This is a genomic window from Escherichia sp. E.sYA108, assembly GCF_011754335.1.
Classification (GTDB): Bacteria; Pseudomonadota; Gammaproteobacteria; order Enterobacterales; family Enterobacteriaceae; genus Escherichia; species Escherichia coli.
Genome location: NZ_JAAQVZ010000001.1, coordinates 4,506,149 through 4,523,085, shown reverse-complemented (window position 1 = coordinate 4,523,085; position 16,937 = coordinate 4,506,149). Strand labels below are relative to the sequence as shown.

At 52.1% G+C, this 16,937-nt stretch carries 13 protein-coding genes; 6 read left to right on the top strand and 7 right to left on the bottom strand.

Annotated elements, in window-relative coordinates; all coding sequences use genetic code 11:
* The first annotated feature begins 130 nt into the window (after positions 1-130).
* Entirely contained in the window at positions 131-1,543 is a 1,413-nt protein-coding gene (cycA, locus tag HBM92_RS21660; protein ID WP_000228366.1) for a D-serine/D-alanine/glycine transporter, read from the top strand.
* Positions 1,544-1,587: 44 nt separating this feature from the next.
* Here the strand turns inward: cycA and ytfE are convergent, their stop codons facing one another.
* From ytfE to qorB, 3 genes are all read right to left on the bottom strand, one after another.
* Positions 1,588-2,250 carry an iron-sulfur cluster repair protein YtfE gene (gene ytfE / locus HBM92_RS21655; RefSeq protein WP_000331451.1) on the bottom strand — a complete coding sequence of 221 codons (663 nt, stop codon included), beginning with the start codon at positions 2,248-2,250 and terminating at the stop codon, positions 1,588-1,590.
* Positions 2,251-2,357: 107 nt separating this feature from the next.
* On the bottom strand, positions 2,358-3,323 hold the full coding sequence (locus HBM92_RS21650) for a DMT family transporter (RefSeq protein ID WP_001304672.1): 966 nt from the start codon (positions 3,321-3,323) through the stop codon (positions 2,358-2,360).
* Positions 3,324-3,430: 107 nt separating this feature from the next.
* A complete protein-coding gene (gene qorB / locus HBM92_RS21645; RefSeq protein WP_000560571.1) occupies positions 3,431-4,291 on the bottom strand; it encodes an NAD(P)H:quinone oxidoreductase in 861 nt (286 codons plus the stop codon).
* Between the two features lie 88 nt (positions 4,292-4,379).
* Here qorB and HBM92_RS21640 point away from each other — a divergent pair, with 88 nt between their 5' ends.
* Positions 4,380-4,760: a winged helix-turn-helix transcriptional regulator gene (locus tag HBM92_RS21640; protein WP_001317588.1), complete on the top strand. Its 381-nt coding sequence runs from the start codon at positions 4,380-4,382 to the stop codon at positions 4,758-4,760.
* Between the two features lie 128 nt (positions 4,761-4,888).
* Here HBM92_RS21640 and cpdB read toward each other — a convergent pair whose 3' ends face one another.
* The gene (cpdB, locus tag HBM92_RS21635; protein ID WP_000589433.1) at positions 4,889-6,832 is read right to left on the bottom strand and encodes a 2',3'-cyclic-nucleotide 2'-phosphodiesterase; all 1,944 of its coding nucleotides are present in this window, start codon (positions 6,830-6,832) and stop codon (positions 4,889-4,891) included.
* Between the two features lie 189 nt (positions 6,833-7,021).
* On the opposite strand from cpdB, the gene cysQ reads away from it, so the two are divergent.
* A complete protein-coding gene (gene cysQ, locus HBM92_RS21630) occupies positions 7,022-7,762 on the top strand; it encodes a 3'(2'),5'-bisphosphate nucleotidase CysQ (protein WP_000886909.1) in 741 nt (246 codons plus the stop codon).
* Here the strand turns inward: cysQ and HBM92_RS21625 are convergent.
* Positions 7,752-8,309, bottom strand: coding sequence for a YtfJ family protein (locus HBM92_RS21625; RefSeq protein WP_000175289.1), 558 nt, complete (start codon positions 8,307-8,309; stop codon positions 7,752-7,754). The genes cysQ and HBM92_RS21625 overlap by 11 nt on opposite strands.
* 324 nt (positions 8,310-8,633) lie before the next feature.
* Here HBM92_RS21625 and HBM92_RS21620 point away from each other — a divergent pair, with 324 nt between their 5' ends.
* Complete coding sequence (locus tag HBM92_RS21620) at positions 8,634-8,840, top strand: DUF1107 domain-containing protein (RefSeq protein ID WP_000689228.1); 207 nt, start codon at positions 8,634-8,636, stop codon at positions 8,838-8,840.
* Between the two features lie 77 nt (positions 8,841-8,917).
* Here the strand turns inward: HBM92_RS21620 and HBM92_RS21615 are convergent, their stop codons facing one another.
* Together HBM92_RS21615 and msrA are read right to left on the bottom strand one after the other, a co-directional pair.
* Entirely contained in the window at positions 8,918-10,261 is a 1,344-nt protein-coding gene (locus tag HBM92_RS21615) for a hemolysin family protein (RefSeq protein ID WP_000935036.1), read from the bottom strand.
* Between the two features lie 322 nt (positions 10,262-10,583).
* Positions 10,584-11,222 carry a peptide-methionine (S)-S-oxide reductase MsrA gene (gene msrA / locus HBM92_RS21610; RefSeq protein WP_001443156.1) on the bottom strand — a complete coding sequence of 213 codons (639 nt, stop codon included), beginning with the start codon at positions 11,220-11,222 and terminating at the stop codon, positions 10,584-10,586.
* 205 nt (positions 11,223-11,427) lie between these two features.
* On the opposite strand from msrA, the gene tamA reads away from it, so the two are divergent.
* The gene (tamA, locus tag HBM92_RS21605) at positions 11,428-13,161 is read left to right on the top strand and encodes an autotransporter assembly complex protein TamA (RefSeq protein WP_001269283.1); all 1,734 of its coding nucleotides are present in this window, start codon (positions 11,428-11,430) and stop codon (positions 13,159-13,161) included.
* The gene (gene tamB / locus HBM92_RS21600; protein ID WP_000060964.1) at positions 13,158-16,937 is read left to right on the top strand and encodes an autotransporter assembly complex protein TamB; all 3,780 of its coding nucleotides are present in this window, start codon (positions 13,158-13,160) and stop codon (positions 16,935-16,937) included. Before tamA ends, tamB begins: the two co-directional genes overlap by 4 nt.

Genomic DNA, 16,937 nt, shown 5'->3' with positions numbered 1-16,937 from the left:
TAAATCTTAGTATTCATCCCGCGTATTGTTACCTAATATCGATGAGTCCCGATACAGATTCGTCGTATCATAGACTGACTAAAGGCCGTAGAGCCTGAACAACACAGACAGGTACAGGAAGAAAAAAAACATGGTAGATCAGGTAAAAGTCGTTGCCGATGATCAGGCTCCGGCTGAACAGTCGCTACGGCGCAATCTCACAAACCGACATATTCAGCTTATTGCCATTGGCGGTGCCATTGGTACAGGGCTGTTTATGGGGTCCGGCAAAACGATTAGCCTTGCCGGGCCGTCGATCATTTTCGTTTATATGATCATCGGTTTTATGCTCTTTTTCGTGATGCGGGCAATGGGGGAATTGCTGCTTTCGAATCTGGAATACAAATCTTTTAGTGACTTCGCTTCCGATTTACTCGGGCCGTGGGCAGGATATTTCACCGGCTGGACTTACTGGTTCTGCTGGGTTGTAACCGGTATGGCAGACGTGGTTGCCATTACCGCCTATGCGCAATTCTGGTTCCCTGGGCTTTCTGACTGGGTTGCTTCGTTATCCGTGATCATTCTGTTACTGGTTCTAAACCTCGCCACGGTAAAAATGTTCGGTGAGATGGAGTTCTGGTTTGCGATGATCAAAATCGTCGCCATCGTGTCGCTGATTGTTGTCGGCCTGGTCATGGTGGCGATGCACTTTCAGTCACCGACCGGTGTGGAAGCATCATTTGCACATTTGTGGAATGACGGCGGCTGGTTCCCGAAAGGCTTAAGCGGCTTCTTTGCCGGATTCCAGATAGCGGTTTTCGCTTTCGTGGGGATTGAGCTGGTAGGTACAACAGCTGCGGAAACCAAAGATCCGGAGAAATCACTGCCACGCGCGATTAACTCCATTCCGATCCGTATCATTATGTTCTACGTCTTCTCGCTGATTGTGATTATGTCCGTGACGCCGTGGAGTTCGGTAGTCCCGGAGAAAAGCCCGTTCGTTGAACTGTTTGTGTTGGTAGGTTTGCCTGCGGCTGCCAGCGTGATCAACTTTGTGGTGCTGACCTCTGCGGCGTCTTCCGCTAACAGCGGTGTCTTCTCTACCAGCCGTATGCTGTTTGGCCTGGCCCAGGAAGGTGTGGCACCGAAAGCGTTCGCTAAACTCTCTAAGCGCGCAGTACCCGCGAAAGGGCTGACCTTCTCTTGTATCTGTCTGCTCGGCGGCGTGGTGATGTTGTATGTGAATCCCAGCGTGATTGGCGCGTTCACGATGATTACAACCGTTTCCGCGATTCTGTTTATGTTTGTCTGGACGATTATCCTTTGCTCGTACCTGGTGTATCGCAAACAGCGTCCTCATCTGCATGAGAAGTCGATCTACAAGATGCCACTCGGCAAGCTGATGTGCTGGGTATGTATGGCGTTCTTTGTGTTTGTTCTGGTGTTGTTGACACTGGAAGATGACACCCGCCAGGCGCTGCTGGTTACCCCGCTGTGGTTTATCGCGCTGGGGCTGGGCTGGCTGTTTATTGGTAAGAAACGGGCTGCTGAACTGCGGAAATAATCGCATTATCATGCTGGATGGCGCAATGCCATCCAGCTTTTAGATCACTCACCCGCCAGCGCGCGCGGGAATAGTACATTGTTTTCCAGACTGATGTGCTCCATCAGGTCATCAATCAGTTCATTAATGCCGTTATACATCGCTTTCCAGGTGGTGCAGGCTTCCGGCGGCGGTGTGACGTTATTGGTGGTGTGTTTGATCACTTCCAGCAGTTCGCCCGCTTCATCGTGCTCGCTTTCCATTACGCTGATTGGCCCCATTGCCTGGCTGCCCATGCCTTGTTTAATCATCGGGAAGAGAATTTGCTCTTCTTTCATCATGTGGCTGGAAAGCTCTTCATGCAGCATAGTCAGGTATTTTGTCAGCCCTTTTGGCACACTTGGTTTGTCGGCGTGAACGCGCTCGACTTTAGTCGCTTGCAGGATCAGCTCCGGCAGCTGCTCGCGATGGCGATCGTGATAGCGCACAATAATGTGGTCGATGATTTCCGCCAGCGGGGCGCTACGCCAGTCTTTCTCAATCGGTTGTTCAGCAAGCTTTGCCAGTTCGGCTTCAATGACGTCAACATCCAGTTCTTTACGTGCCGCCGCGCGCGCCAGCGTCTGCTTACCGCCACAGCAGTAATCCATATCATATTTACGAAACAGAGCCGAAGCGCGAGGAATAGAGAGCGCCAGTTCACCTAAAGGTTGGTCGCGATAAGCCATAGCTGATACCTCATTCTTAATAAGATAAGATGCATTTTAAATGCATCTTTAAGGCAAAAGCTATAACCCTTACGTAGCAGAGGCTTATTTAACTCACTGCCAGCGTGTCAACTTTCTGAGACAGATTCAGTTAAAGGTTTTTCTGGTTTTGCTCTGACCGCGATGACCACGCCAATCACTAACAGCGCGATACCGCTCAGCGTCATTAGCGGCGGCATTTGCTGGCGGAGTAAAAAGGTGTACAGCAAACCTGCCAGCGTTTCGAAAACAATCAGCGGCCCGAGAATCACTGTCGGTAATCGCTGGCTGGCGACGTTCCAGCAGAGTGCGCCAACCCATGAGCAAAGCACGGCTATCGCAACCATCAGACTAATAAACACCAGCGGACGGGGGCCAAAGGGTAAGGAGAAGTCCGGCGTTTGCATATTCAGCCAGTAACAGGCGACGAGATAGCCGATGAGAGAAACCGGCAGCGTGACCAGCGCCTGCGCCGTCGCCCACATCATCGGATGTTTGTCGGGATTTTCCCGCAGCCAGCGGGCGTTGCGCAGGGCATACCATGCCCAGCAGACCACGGAAACTAACGCTAGCACGATGCCTGAGGTATAACGTGCCCAGTCAAAATCGGGGAGTCCGTGGTTTAACTCAGCAATATTCACACACGCCAGGCCGATGCCAATACAAACCAGTGCCGGGGCGAGTTTTCCCCATGCGAGTTTGCCGTCGCGCTGGCTATAAAGCAGATTGGCAAAAACGGGAATCACCACCGGCAGGGTGCCGATAATCATCGTGGAAACAGGCGCGCCAGTACGTTGAATGGCACTTGCAAGGCAGAAGTAATAGATAAGGTTGCCCATCATGGTGAGCATCAAGGCGGTAAGCCAGTCGCGACGCGCCAACTGACGCAGACGCACGCGTCCCAGCCAGGCAATGGGCAGCGCAATTAACCCTAACGCCAGATAACGCCCCATCGACTGCAACATCGCCGGGTATTCCGGTACGATCAACGGCCCGACAAAAATAAGCCCCCACATCAACCCTGCTAACAGGGCGTACAGCACGCCGCTAATCATTACTGGCATCCATTGGTCTGTCAGAAGAAAGTTCAGGAAGCAGACATGATTGCTCCCGGCATCCCGTCATTATCAGAGAGGATGCGGGAGGATGCCACTTTAATTAACTAGTTATTAACATTAAAAAGATGGCTTACGCTTTCGGCTAACGTTGTCGTTGGGCGGCCAATCAATTTGCTAAGCGTTTTGCTGTCATCAAACAGACCGCCTTTCGATGCGCCAACGTCAGAATCCGCCAGCATATCCGCCAGTCCATCAGGCAGACCGACGCTTTTCAGCGCCGCGGCGAAATCAGCTTCGCTCAGGTTTTGATAGGTAATCGGTTTGCCGCTCTGTTTGGTGAGTTCTGCCGCTAACTGTGTCAGCGTCCAGGCACTATCGCCCGCCAGTTCGTAAACCTTGCCTTCGTGACCGGCTTCGCTAATCACGCGTGCCGCAGCTACCGCATAATCAGCCCGCGTTGCTGAGGCAATTTTGCCATCGCCCGCGGCACCGATAAATACGCCGTGTTCCAGTGCTGCCGGGGCGCTGGCGAGGTAGTTTTCACTGTACCAGCCGTTGCGCAGCAGGGTGTAAACGATGCCAGAATCAGCCAGCATTTTCTCCGTCTCGATGTGCTCATCGGCGAGGCCGAGCGGGGAGGAATCGGCATGTAGCAGGCTGGTATAAGCGATAAATTTCACGTCGGCCGCCTTTGCGGCATTAATAACATTACGATGCTGCGGGGCACGTTGACCCACTTCGCTGGAAGAGATCAGCAGTAGTTTTTCCACTCCCTGAAGCGCAGATGTCAGTGCTGCTTCATCGCCGTAGTCAGCCTGACGCACGGTAATGCCTTGTGCTGTCAGTGCCTGTGCTTTTGCCGGATTACGAACGATAGCCACTATTTGGCTGGCAGGAACCGTTTTCATCAAGGATTCAATAACATAGTGACCAAGTTGGCCAGTGGCACCAGTAATAGCGATCATGGGAAGTCTCCATCGTTTTGTCTTGTGTTTAAATACGCTAACACCTAAACTTACTTTTAGTAAGTACGTACAAAAAGGTAAGTATGAAATGAGTCAGGTTAGCCTGTCGCAACAACTGAAAGAGGGAAATCTCTTTGCGGAACAGTGCCCGTCGCGCGAGGTTTTGAAACACGTCACCAGCCGTTGGGGGGTGTTGATTCTGGTGGCGCTACGCGAAGGTACTCATCGCTTTAGCGACCTGCGGCGCAAAATGGGCGGGGTGAGTGAAAAGATGCTTGCGCAGTCGTTACAGGCATTAGAACAGGATGGTTTTCTTAACCGTATCGCGTATCCGGTGGTGCCGCCGCATGTGGAATATAGCCTCACGCCGCTGGGCGAGCAGGTGAGCGAAAAGGTTGCTGCACTGGCGGACTGGATTGAGTTGAATTTGCCCGAGGTGTTAGCGGTGCGGGATGAACGTGCGGCATAACTGCCGGATGCGCTGCGCTTATCCGGACTACGGTTCATGGCTTGTAGGGCGGATAAGATGCGTCAGCATCGCATCCGCCAATAAATGCCGGATGCGGTTGATGATTTGTAGGCCGAAAAAGAAGTGTTTTACTTACTCAGATCCACCTGATAAATCGCAAACCCGATATCATCGGTCGCGACTTTATTCATCGGATACTGCCCTTTCTCTTTAATAAACACTGCGGCTTTATCTGACGGAGAGGTTTCGAAACGGATATCCAGTTTCTTATCGCCAGCTATTGGTGCTAAACGCCAGTTGTTATCTGCCGCCGGGTGAATTTCCCCCGCACGTTTCGACTCATCAGCAATCCACGCTGCCAGCACCGAGCGGTTCTCATCCGGTGAAGCAAAAGCGATATGGCTGTCGCCCGTACCGGCAAATTTGCCGCCGTAAGCGCGATAGTTATTGGTGGCAACGAGGAACATGGCGTTCGGATCAATCGGCTTGCCGTTAAAGGTCAGGTTCTTAATCCTTTCCGCATTGGCATTAATCATCTGGCACTCGCCGTCATAACGGGCGGGCTGGGTAACATCAATCTGATAATTCACACCATCAATAACATCAAAGTTATAGGTGCGGAAACCATCCCAGTTGATGAGTGACTGTGGTTTCGTGCTGTTAGGATCAATCTGGTTAAACTGTCCGGCGGAGCACTCCAGCCACTCTTTCACCTCTTTACCGCTGGCTTTCACCACAATCAGCGTATTGGGGTAGAGATAAAGATCGGCGGCATTACGGAAGGTCAACTGGCCTTTTTCCACCTCCACATAGCTTGCGGGGTCATTTTTGCGACCACCAACTTTAAACGGTGCGGCAGCTGAAAGCACTGGCAGTTTTGCCAGATCCGGATCGCCCTGAATGTAATGCTCGACATACGCTTTTTGCGCGTTGTTCACCACCTGCACGGTCGGATCGTCCTGCACAAGCGCCAGATAGCTATACATATTGTCGGCAGATTTACCGATTGGCTTGCTGACGAACTGGCGTGTGGCATCGTGATCGGCTTTGAGTGTTTCTACCAGCTTGCTGTCTTCCGCCGCGAGGGATTTTTTATTCGCGATGTCGTAAATCGGCCGTGCTTCCGCTTTCGCCTGCGTCACCTGCCATTTACCGCTGTCATTACTGAGTTGTAAGTCGACCACACCAAGATGATCGCCCCACATGCCTGGCATTACCGCCGGAACACCATTCAGCGTGCCTTTCGCGATATCAGCCCCTTCGATATCAGCAAAATCTTTACCTGGGAAAACGGCGTGAGCATGGCCAAACATAATGGCGTTAACGCCCGGAATTTCACTGAGGTAATAAACTGAGTTTTCCGCCATCACTTTATACGGATCGGCAGACAGCCCGGAATGCGCCAGAACGACAACGACATCGGCACCTTTCTCGCGCATTTCAGGCACGTATTTGCGCACGGTTTCGGTAATATCATTCACCGTCACTTTCCCGGATAAATTAGCTTTATCCCAGCCCATGATTTGTGGCGGGACGACGCCAATATAACCAATCTTCAGCGTCTGTTTTTTTCCGTCTTTATCGACCACTTCGGTGTCTTTAATTAAATACGGTGTAAACATTGGCTGTTTGGTTCTGGCGTCAATGACGTTGGCATTTACATAAGGGAATTTCGCTCCCGCCAGCGCATTTTTCAGATAATCCAGACCGTAGTTAAACTCGTGGTTGCCAAGCGTGCCGACGGTATAGTCCAGCGTATTTAATGCCTTATAGACCGGGTGAATATCACCTGCTTTTAATCCTTTCGCCGACATGTAATCTGCCAGCGGACTCCCCTGAATCAAATCGCCGTTATCGACCAGTACGCTGTTTTTCACTTCATTGCGGGCATCGTTAATCAGGCTTGCCGTACGTACCAGTCCGAATTTTTCCGTGGCGGTGTCTTTGTAATAATCGAAATCCATCATGTTGCTATGCAGATCAGTGGTTTCCATGATACGCAGATCGACCGTCGCTGCATTCACACTGGCGGCAATCAGCGTGGCCAGGAGCGTTGCGCTAAACTTAATCATCAGGGACATCCTTTTATCATCGGGAATACGAAAGAAAAGGGAGAATAAACGTCTTACTTATAGAACAGTGAAGAATGCCACAATTTTACGCTTTGAAAATGATGACACTATCACAGTTGGCGCATTCATTAACGATAGGGTATAAGTAAAACAATAAGTTAACACCGCTCACAGAGACGAGGTGGAGAAATGTTAGATCAAGTATGCCAGCTTGCACGGAATGCAGGCGATGCCATTATGCAGGTCTACGACGGGACGAAACCGATGGACGTCGTCAGCAAAGCGGACAATTCTCCGGTAACGGCAGCGGATATTGCCGCTCACACCGTTATCATGGACGGTTTACGTACGCTGACACCGGATATTCCGGTCCTTTCTGAAGAAGATCCTCCCGGTTGGGAAGTCCGTCAGCACTGGCAGCGTTACTGGCTGGTAGACCCGCTGGATGGTACTAAAGAGTTTATTAAACGTAATGGCGAATTCACCGTTAACATTGCGCTCATCGACCACGGTAAACCGATTTTAGGTGTGGTGTATGCGCCGGTAATGAACGTAATGTACAGCGCGGCAGAAGGCAAAGCCTGGAAAGAAGAGTGCGGTGTGCGCAAGCAGATTCAGGTCCGCGATGCGCGCCCGCCGCTGGTGGTGATCAGCCGTTCCCATGCAGATGCGGAGCTGAAAGAGTATCTGCAACAGCTTGGCGAACATCAGACCACGTCCATCGGCTCTTCGCTGAAATTCTGCCTGGTGGCGGAAGGACAGGCGCAGCTGTACCCGCGTTTCGGGCCAACGAATATTTGGGATACCGCCGCTGGTCATGCTGTGGCTGCAGCTGCCGGAGCGCACGTTCACGACTGGCAGGGTAAACCGCTGGATTACACTCCGCGCGAGTCGTTCCTGAATCCGGGGTTCAGAGTGTCTATTTATTAATTAATTTATGCAGCAGGTCCATCACTTGCTGCACCTCTTCCTGAGTAAGTGCCCCGTCTTTGGCCCATTGCACGCGACCGTCTTTATCCAGCACCACTACAGCGGAACTTTTTTCATCCAGCTGCCAGGCACCGCGTGCGACGCCATTGCTATCAACAATAAACTGCGACCAGGGATAAAGCTTTTTATTACTCTCCAGACTGCTGCGCACAAACATCCCTGAACCCGGAATCGCGTCGTCGGTGTTAACAATGGTGGTGGTCTGGTAACGATCGTGCGGTAACTTCGCTGATTTAATCGCTTCAATCAGCGTCGCGTTTTTCTCTTTTGCAGAGGTGCGACCAGCAATATGTTGCAGTACTCGCACTTTTCCCACTAACTGCGCGCTGTTCCAGGTTTTGTAGCTAAACTGATCTTTATCAAGCACCAACTCGCCACGATCGGTGATGCCAATCGGCGGCACTCGCTGACCGGTTTCGAACTGATGTGCGGAAGCCATCATCGGCAACAGCAGGCAGGTGAGTGCCAGAATCTTGCGTAGGGTCATGGTGTTTCCTTCTTATGATATGCAGGTGATCCGACCACTTGGGTCTGAGTTTTAATCATATGTGCTATTTATCGAATTTCCCGCAAGTGTGATGCCAGTTTGCGGTCAAGCGCACAAATCATATGAAAAATGAATGCTTATACTGAAGACCGCGCTTCGGTAAAAAGATAATTCTGAATAATTGTAACCTTTAGGTAAAAAAAGTTATACGCGGTGGAAACATTGCCCGGATAGTCTATAGTCACTAGGCATTAAAATTTGCGCCTCATAATAGTTGGGCCGATTGTGGCACCGCAAAGGCGTAATACTCAGCAGGAGATAACAATGAAAATTTTCCAACGGTACAACCCACTTCAGGTGGCGAAGTACGTAAAGATCCTGTTCCGTGGACGGTTATACATCAAGGACGTTGGCGCTTTTGAATTTGATAAGGGTAAGATTCTTATCCCAAAAGTGAAGGATAAGCTGCATTTGTCAGTGATGTCCGAAGTTAACCGTCAGGTTATGCGTCTGCAAACAGAGATGGCTTAACCAAAGTGCTATGCAGTAAAAAGTGCTATGCAGTAATAAGACGGCTCCTGATTCAGGAGCCGTTGATGTTTCTGGGGTTATGCGACGCTTTCTTCTTTATCTTTAGCGTCAGGCAGTTTTGGCGAAAGGGCGGTGGCTTTGCTGTCGATTCGGGTCACCAGCAGCTGGTCGATGCGGTAGTTATCGATATCCACCACTTCAAATTTGTAGCCGGCGAATTTCACCGAATCGGTGCGTTTCGGGATCTTACGCAGCATAAACATCATAAAGCCGCCGATGGTTTCGTAGTTGCCCGACTGCGGGAACTCGTCAATATCCAGCACGCGCATGACGTCGTCAATAGGCGTGCCGCCGTCTATCAGCCATGAGTTCTCATCACGGGCGACAATTTGCTCTTCCAGCCCCTGGCCGACCAGATCGCCCATCAGCGTGGTCATCACGTCGTTGAGGGTGATGATCCCCACTACCAGCGCGTACTCGTTCATGATCACCGCGAAGTCTTCACCTGCGGTTTTAAAACTTTCCAACGCCTCTGAAAGGGTTAACGTATCCGGCACAATCAGCGTGTTGCGAATTTGTACGCCGCTGTTCAGTGCCAGGCTTTGGTTAGCCAGCACGCGGTTCAGCAGGTCTTTAGAATCGACATAGCCGATGATGTGGTCAATATCTTCATTACAGACGAGAAACTTAGAGTGCGGATGTTCCGCCACTTTATTCTTCAGACTTTGCTCATCTTCGTGGAGATCAAACCAAATCACGTTTTCACGCGGTGTCATTGAAGACGGAACGGTACGGGATTCCAGCTCAAAGACGTTTTCAATCAGCTCGTGTTCCTGTTTACGTAACACGCCCGCCAGCGCACCGGCTTCCACTACCGCGTAGATATCATCAGAAGTGATGTCATCTTTACGTACCATTGGCAGTTTGAAAATACGGAAGATTATGTTCGCCAGTCCGTTGAAGAACCACACCAGCGGGGTGCAAACGTACAGGCAGAAGCGCATCGGGTTGATGATACGCAAAGCCACAGCTTCTGGCGCAATCATACCGATGCGTTTCGGGGTTAAATCCGCAAACAGGATAAACATGCCAGTCACTAACGAGAAAGAGAGAATAAAGCTCAGTTGCTCAGAGAGTTCTGCCGACATATAGCGGGAGAACAGGCTGTGAAAAGCTGGAGAAAATGCCGCATCACCGACGATACCGCCGAGAATCGCCACTGCGTTCAGACCGATCTGGACCACGGTAAAGAACATGCCGGGATTTTCCTGCATATTCAGAACGCGTTGGGCATTTATATTGCCTTCATCAGCCAGCAGTTTAAGTTTGATTTTGCGTGAGGCGGCAAGCGAGATCTCGGACATCGAGAAGAACGCACTTACAGCGATCAAACAGAGTATGACTAAAATACTGTTTAACATATCTTATCCGACCTTTCAGGCCAGATCCTCGGAAGGGGAAGTTGATTAATTTGTGTGAAATACACATTGAAAGCCGATTCGAAGAAAGTGAACCGGCATTTTCAGTGGCTAGTATAGCGTAAGGTACTGTAAAGCCGCCAGAGGGTTAAAATTCAGACAGCTGAAAAATGAAAAACTGCCTGATGCGCTATGCCGAACAGGCCTACGCAGTCCCCGCAATATATTGAATTTGGACGATTTTGTAGGCCTGGCAAGGCGTTTACGCCGTATCCGGCATAAACAAAATGCACTTTATCAACAATCTACATTTGTACCCGTAACGCTATGCTTCCGGCGGCAGACAGACGCCAATTCCGCCAATTCCACAGTAACCATACGGGTTTTTATGCAGATATTGCTGGTGGTCATCTTCGGCATAATAAAACGGTGTGGCGTTAGCGATTTCCGTGGTGATGCGACGATCGTCATCGGCGGCAAGCATCGCCGCCTGAAAACGTTCCAGACTGGCGCGAGCGGCGGCATCCTGTTCTGGGGTCAGCGGATAAATCGCTGAACGATACTGCGTGCCGTGGTCATTGCCCTGACGCATTCCCTGGGCGGGATCGTGATTCTCCCAAAATACTTGTAGCAACTGCTCATAGCTGATGACGGATGGATCGTAAACAATGCGCACCGCTTCGGCATGGCCAGTATCGCCGGAGCACACTTCCCGATAAGTCGGATTTGGCGTATAGCCGCCGGTATAGACTGCGGCGGTGCTGTAAACGCCGGGTAACTGCCAGAACAGACGCTCCACACCCCAGAAACAACCCATCGCAAAAATGGCAATCTCCATTCCGTCAGGTACATTGGTCATTGAGTGACCGTTGACCGCATGCAGTGTGGCTACGGGCATCGGGGTGTTACGTCCAGGCAGGGCATCGGCGGGGGAAACCAGATGCTTTTTATCAAATAAACTCATGGTGTCGCTCTCCCGAAAATCGGTCATTGGGGTTAAGGTTGTAACAAGAGGCGTATTTGCACACAATAACCACCGTGAATAGGTCTAAAGTAAAACATAAGAAATATTTTGGGTTTAGTCTGCTTTTTAATCCATATTACTGGATTTTTGTTAAGCCGTTTAACGGCGTTCCAGGGGCAGGAAAAAAGGATATTCAGGAGAAAATGTGCGCTATATCCAACAGTTATGCTGTGTAAGCTTACTCTGCTTAAGCGGATCTGCCGTCGCCGCGAACGTCCGTCTACAGGTCGAGGGGTTATCGGGACAGCTGGAAAAGAACGTTCGCGCGCAGCTTTCTACGATTGAAAGTGATGAAGTGACGCCAGACCGTCGCTTTCGCGCACGCGTCGATGATGCCATCCGCGAAGGTCTGAAAGCGCTGGGCTATTACCAGCCGACCATTGAATTTGATCTCCGTCCACCGCCAAAGAAAGGGCGGCAGGTATTGATCGCCAAAGTCACGCCAGGCGTGCCGGTGTTAATTGGCGGCACCGATGTGGTATTGCGCGGCGGCGCGCGGACCGATAAAGACTATTTGAAATTGCTCGATACTCGCCCGGCTATTGGTACGGTACTGAACCAGGGCGATTATGAAAATTTCAAAAAGTCCTTAACCAGCATTGCGTTGCGTAAAGGTTATTTCGATAGCGAATTTACCAAAGCGCAGCTGGGCATTGCGCTCGGCCTGCATAAAGCCTTCTGGGATATTGATTATAACAGTGGCGAACGTTACCGCTTTGGGCATGTGACCTTTGAAGGATCACAAATCCGCGATGAATACCTGCAAAATCTGGTGCCGTTTAAAGAGGGCGATGAGTACGAATCGAAAGATCTGGCAGAACTGAACCGTCGACTTTCTGCTACCGGCTGGTTTAACTCGGTGGTGGTGGCTCCACAATTTGATAAAGCGCGCGAAACGAAAGTATTACCATTGACGGGCGTGGTTTCGCCGCGAACAGAAAACACCATCGAAACTGGCGTCGGTTACTCTACGGACGTGGGACCGCGCGTGAAAGCGACGTGGAAAAAGCCGTGGATGAACTCTTACGGTCACAGTTTGACCACCAGTACCAGTATTTCCGCGCCGGAACAGATCCTCGACTTCAGCTATAAAATGCCGCTGCTGAAGAATCCGCTGGAACAATATTATTTGGTGCAGGGCGGTTTTAAGCGCACTGACCTGAACGATACCGAGTCTGACTCCACTACGCTGGTGGCTTCTCGCTACTGGGATCTCTCCAGCGGCTGGCAGCGTGCCATTAACCTGCGCTGGAGTTTCGACCACTTTACCCAGGGTGAAATTACCAACACCACGATGCTGTTTTATCCTGGGGTGATGATTAGCCGCACGCGTTCTCGTGGTGGCCTGATGCCAACCTGGGGCGACTCGCAACGCTACTCTATCGACTACTCCAACACGGCCTGGGGCTCGGATGTTGATTTCTCCGTTTTCCAGGCGCAGAACGTCTGGATCCGCACACTGTACGATCGCCATCGTTTTGTGACACGCGGCACGCTGGGCTGGATTGAAACGGGTGATTTCGACAAAGTACCGCCGGATCTGCGTTTCTTCGCCGGTGGCGATCGCAGTATTCGCGGCTACAAATACAAATCTATCGCTCCGAAATACGCCAACGGTGACCTGAAAGGGGCCTCGAAGCTGATAACCGGATCGCTGGAATACCAGTACAACGTGACCGGAAAATGGTGGGGCGCGGTGTTTGTCGATAGCGGCGAAGCGGTAAGCGATATTCGCCGCAGCGACTTTAAAACCGGTACCGGGGTCGGCGTGCGCTGGGAATCGCCGGTCGGGCCAATCAAACTCGATTTTGCCGTACCGGTCGCGGATAAAGACGAACACGGGTTACAGTTTTACATCGGTCTGGGGCCAGAATTATGAGTTTATGGAAAAAAATCAGCCTCGGCGTGGTTATCGTTATCTTACTGTTGCTGGGATCGGTGGCGTTTCTGGTGGGCACCACCAGCGGCCTGCATCTGGTATTTAAAGCGGCGGATCGCTGGGTGCCAGGACTGGATATTGGCAAGGTCACCGGCGGCTGGCGTGATCTCACCTTGTCTGACGTTCGTTATGAGCAGCCAGGCGTGGCGGTAAAAGCGGGCAATCTGCATCTGGCGGTCGGGCTTGAGTGCCTGTGGAACAGTAGCGTTTGTATTAATGATCTGGCGCTGAAAGACATTCAGGTCAACATCGACAGTAAAAAAATGCCTCCTTCTGAACAGGTTGAAGAAGAGGAAGATAGCGGTCCGCTGGATCTCTCCACGCCGTATCCCATTACCCTGACACGGGTGGCGCTGGACAACGTCAACGTCAAGATTGATGACACCACGGTATCGGTGATGGACTTCACCTCCGGCCTGAACTGGCAGGAGAAAACCCTGACCCTGAAACCGACATCGCTGAAAGGCCTGTTGATTGCTTTGCCGAAAGTGGCGGAAGCGGCACAGGAAGAAGTGGTCGAACCGAAAATTGAAAATCCGCAGCCGGAGGAAAAGCCGCTCGGCGAAACGCTGAAAGATCTCTTTTCTCGCCCGGTATTGCCGGAAATGACCGACGTGCATTTGCCGCTTAACCTGAACATTGAAGAGTTTAAGGGCGAGCAGCTGCGCGTGACGGGCGACACGGACATCACCGTGAGCACCATGCTGCTGAAAGTGAGCAGCATTGACGGCAATACTAAACTGGACGCCCTGGATATCGACTCCAGTCAAGGGATCGTCAACGCCAGCGGCACGGCGCAGCTGTCAGACAACTGGCCGGTGGATATCACCCTCAACAGCACACTGAACGTGGAGCCGTTGAAAGGTGAAAAGGTGAAGCTGAAAGTGGGCGGTGCGCTGCGCGAACAGGTGGAGATTGGCGTTAACCTTTCCGGTCCGGTGGATATGGATTTACGCGCCCAGACGCGACTGGCAGAAGCTGGATTGCCGCTCAACGTGGAAGTGAACAGCAAACAGCTTTACTGGCCGTTCACTGGTGAGAAGCAGTATCAGGCGGATGATCTGAAACTGAAACTTACCGGCAAAATGACCGATTACACGCTCTCTATGCGCACGGCTGTTAAGGGCCAGGAGATCCCGCCAGCCACCATTACCCTTGATGCCAAAGGTAATGAACAGCAGGTCAATCTCGACAAACTTACCGTCGCGGCGCTGGAAGGGAAAACGGAACTTAAGGCGTTGCTCGACTGGCAGCAGGCCATTAGTTGGCGCGGTGAGCTAACGCTTAACGGCATTAACACCGCCAAAGAGATCCCGGAGTGGCCGTCGAAACTCAATGGCTTGATTAAAACCCGCGGTAGCCTGTACGGCGGCACCTGGCAGATGGAGGTGCCAGAACTGAAGCTGACCGGTAACGTCAAACAGAACAAAGTGAACGTTGACGGCACGCTGAAAGGCAACAGTTATATGCAGTGGATGATCCCAGGGCTGCATCTGGAACTGGGGCCAAACAGTGCCGAAGTGAAAGGCGAGCTGGGGGTAAAAGATCTCAATCTTGATGCCACCATCAACGCGCCGGGGCTGGATAACGCGCTGCCGGGGCTTGGCGGTACAGCGAAAGGGCTGGTGAAAGTACGCGGCACGGTGGAAGCGCCACAACTACTGGCAGATATCACCGCGCGCGGCCTGCGCTGGCAGGAACTTTCCGTGGCGCAGGTTCGCGTGGAAGGCGACATTAAATCCACCGATCAGATCGCCGGGAAACTCGACGTACGCGTTGAGCAAATTTCGCAACCGGATGTAAATATCAACCTCGTCACCCTGAATGCCAAAGGCAGTGAAAAGCAGCACGAGCTACAGTTGCGGATTCAGGGCGAGCCTGTCTCCGGGCAGCTTAATCTGGCAGGAAGTTTTGATCGCAAAGAAGAACGCTGGAAGGGAACTCTTAGCAATACCCGCTTCCAGACGCCGGTCGGCCCGTGGTCGCTGACCCGCGATATTGCGCTGGATTACCGCAATAAGGAGCAAAAAATCAGCATCGGGCCACACTGCTGGCTTAACCCGAATGCGGAACTGTGCGTGCCGCAAACTATCGATGCGGGTGCCGAAGGGCGTGCGGTGGTGAATCTCAACCGCTTCGACCTGGCCATGCTGAAACCATTTATGCCAGAAACCACTCAGGCCAGCGGTCTCTTCACGGGTAAAGCGGACGTTGCCTGGGACACCACGAAAGAGGGGCTGCCGCAGGGCAGTATCACTCTTTCGGGGCGTAATGTGCAGGTGACGCAAACCGTCAACGATGCGGCGCTGCCCGTGGCGTTTCAGACGCTGAATCTGACGGCGGAGTTGCGTAACAACCGTGCCGAATTGGGCTGGACCATCCGCCTGACCAATAACGGCCAGTTTGATGGTCAGGTGCAGGTGACCGATCCGCAAGGCCGCCGTAATCTTGGTGGCAACGTCAATATCCGTAACTTCAACCTTGCGATGATAAACCCCATCTTTACCCGTGGGGAAAAAGCCGCGGGGATGGTGAGTGCCAACTTGCGTCTGGGTGGTGATGTGCAAAGCCCGCAGTTGTTTGGTCAGCTTCAGGTTACGGGGGTGGATATCGACGGCAACTTTATGCCGTTTGATATGCAACCGAGCCAGCTTGCGGTCAACTTTAACGGTATGCGCTCGACGCTTGCAGGTACCGTGCGGACCCAGCAGGGTGAAATCTACCTGAACGGTGATGCCGACTGGAGCCAGATTGAAAACTGGCGGGCGCGGGTAACAGCGAAGGGCAGTAAAGTGCGTATCACCGTGCCGCCGATGGTACGAATGGATGTATCGCCAGATGTTGTATTCGAGGCTACACCAAACCTGTTTACCCTCGATGGTCGCGTGGATGTTCCGTGGGCGCGCATCGTGGTGCACGATCTGCCGGAAAGCGCAGTAGGCGTTTCCAGCGATGTGGTGATGCTTAACGATAACCTGCAACCGGAAGAGCCGAAAACGGCGTCGATTCCGATTAACAGTAACCTGACTGTCCACGTTGGCAACAATGTGCGCATTGACGCCTTTGGCCTGAAAGCGCGGCTGACGGGCGATCTCAACGTCGTTCAGGACAAACAAGGGCTGGGCCTGAACGGGCAGATCAACATCCCTGAAGGGCGCTTCCATGCCTATGGTCAGGATCTGATTGTGCGTAAGGGTGAGCTACTGTTCTCTGGTCCGCCAGATCAACCGTATCTTAATATCGAAGCTATTCGTAACCCGGATGCTACAGAAGACGACGTCATCGCCGGAGTTCGCGTCACTGGTCTGGCGGACGAACCGAAAGCGGAGATCTTCTCTGACCCGGCGATGTCGCAACAAGCTGCATTGTCTTATTTGCTACGTGGACAAGGGCTGGAGAGCGATCAGAGCGACAGCGCGGCGATGACCTCGATGCTGATTGGCCTGGGGGTTGCGCAAAGTGGCCAGATTGTGGGTAAAATCGGCGAGACGTTTGGCGTAAGCAATTTAGCGCTCGACACCGAGGGAGTTGGCGACTCCTCCCAGGTGGTGGTCAGCGGCTATGTATTGCCAGGCCTGCAAGTGAAATACGGCGTGGGTATATTTGACTCTATAGCAACACTCACGTTACGTTATCGCCTGATGCCTAAGCTATATCTGGAAGCCGTGTCTGGTGTAGACCAGGCACTGGATTTGCTCTATCAGTTCGAGTTTTAG

Bases quoted from the DNA above. Each gene is read 5' to 3' on its own strand.
- cycA (WP_000228366.1), top strand. From the start codon at position 131: ATGGTAGATCAGGTAAAAGTCGTTGCCGATGATCAGGCTCCGGCTGAA.
- HBM92_RS21640 (WP_001317588.1), top strand. From the start codon at position 4,380: ATGAGTCAGGTTAGCCTGTCGCAACAACTGAAAGAGGGAAATCTCTTT.
- HBM92_RS21625 (WP_000175289.1), bottom strand. From the start codon at position 8,309: ATGACCCTACGCAAGATTCTGGCACTCACCTGCCTGCTGTTGCCGATG.
- ytfE (WP_000331451.1), bottom strand. From the start codon at position 2,250: ATGGCTTATCGCGACCAACCTTTAGGTGAACTGGCGCTCTCTATTCCT.
- qorB (WP_000560571.1), bottom strand. From the start codon at position 4,291: ATGATCGCTATTACTGGTGCCACTGGCCAACTTGGTCACTATGTTATT.
- HBM92_RS21620 (WP_000689228.1), top strand. From the start codon at position 8,634: ATGAAAATTTTCCAACGGTACAACCCACTTCAGGTGGCGAAGTACGTA.
- cpdB (WP_000589433.1), bottom strand. From the start codon at position 6,832: ATGATTAAGTTTAGCGCAACGCTCCTGGCCACGCTGATTGCCGCCAGT.
- HBM92_RS21615 (WP_000935036.1), bottom strand. From the start codon at position 10,261: ATGTTAAACAGTATTTTAGTCATACTCTGTTTGATCGCTGTAAGTGCG.
- HBM92_RS21650 (WP_001304672.1), bottom strand. From the start codon at position 3,323: ATGATTAGCGGCGTGCTGTACGCCCTGTTAGCAGGGTTGATGTGGGGG.
- cysQ (WP_000886909.1), top strand. From the start codon at position 7,022: ATGTTAGATCAAGTATGCCAGCTTGCACGGAATGCAGGCGATGCCATT.
- tamB (WP_000060964.1), top strand. From the start codon at position 13,158: ATGAGTTTATGGAAAAAAATCAGCCTCGGCGTGGTTATCGTTATCTTA.
- msrA (WP_001443156.1), bottom strand. From the start codon at position 11,222: ATGAGTTTATTTGATAAAAAGCATCTGGTTTCCCCCGCCGATGCCCTG.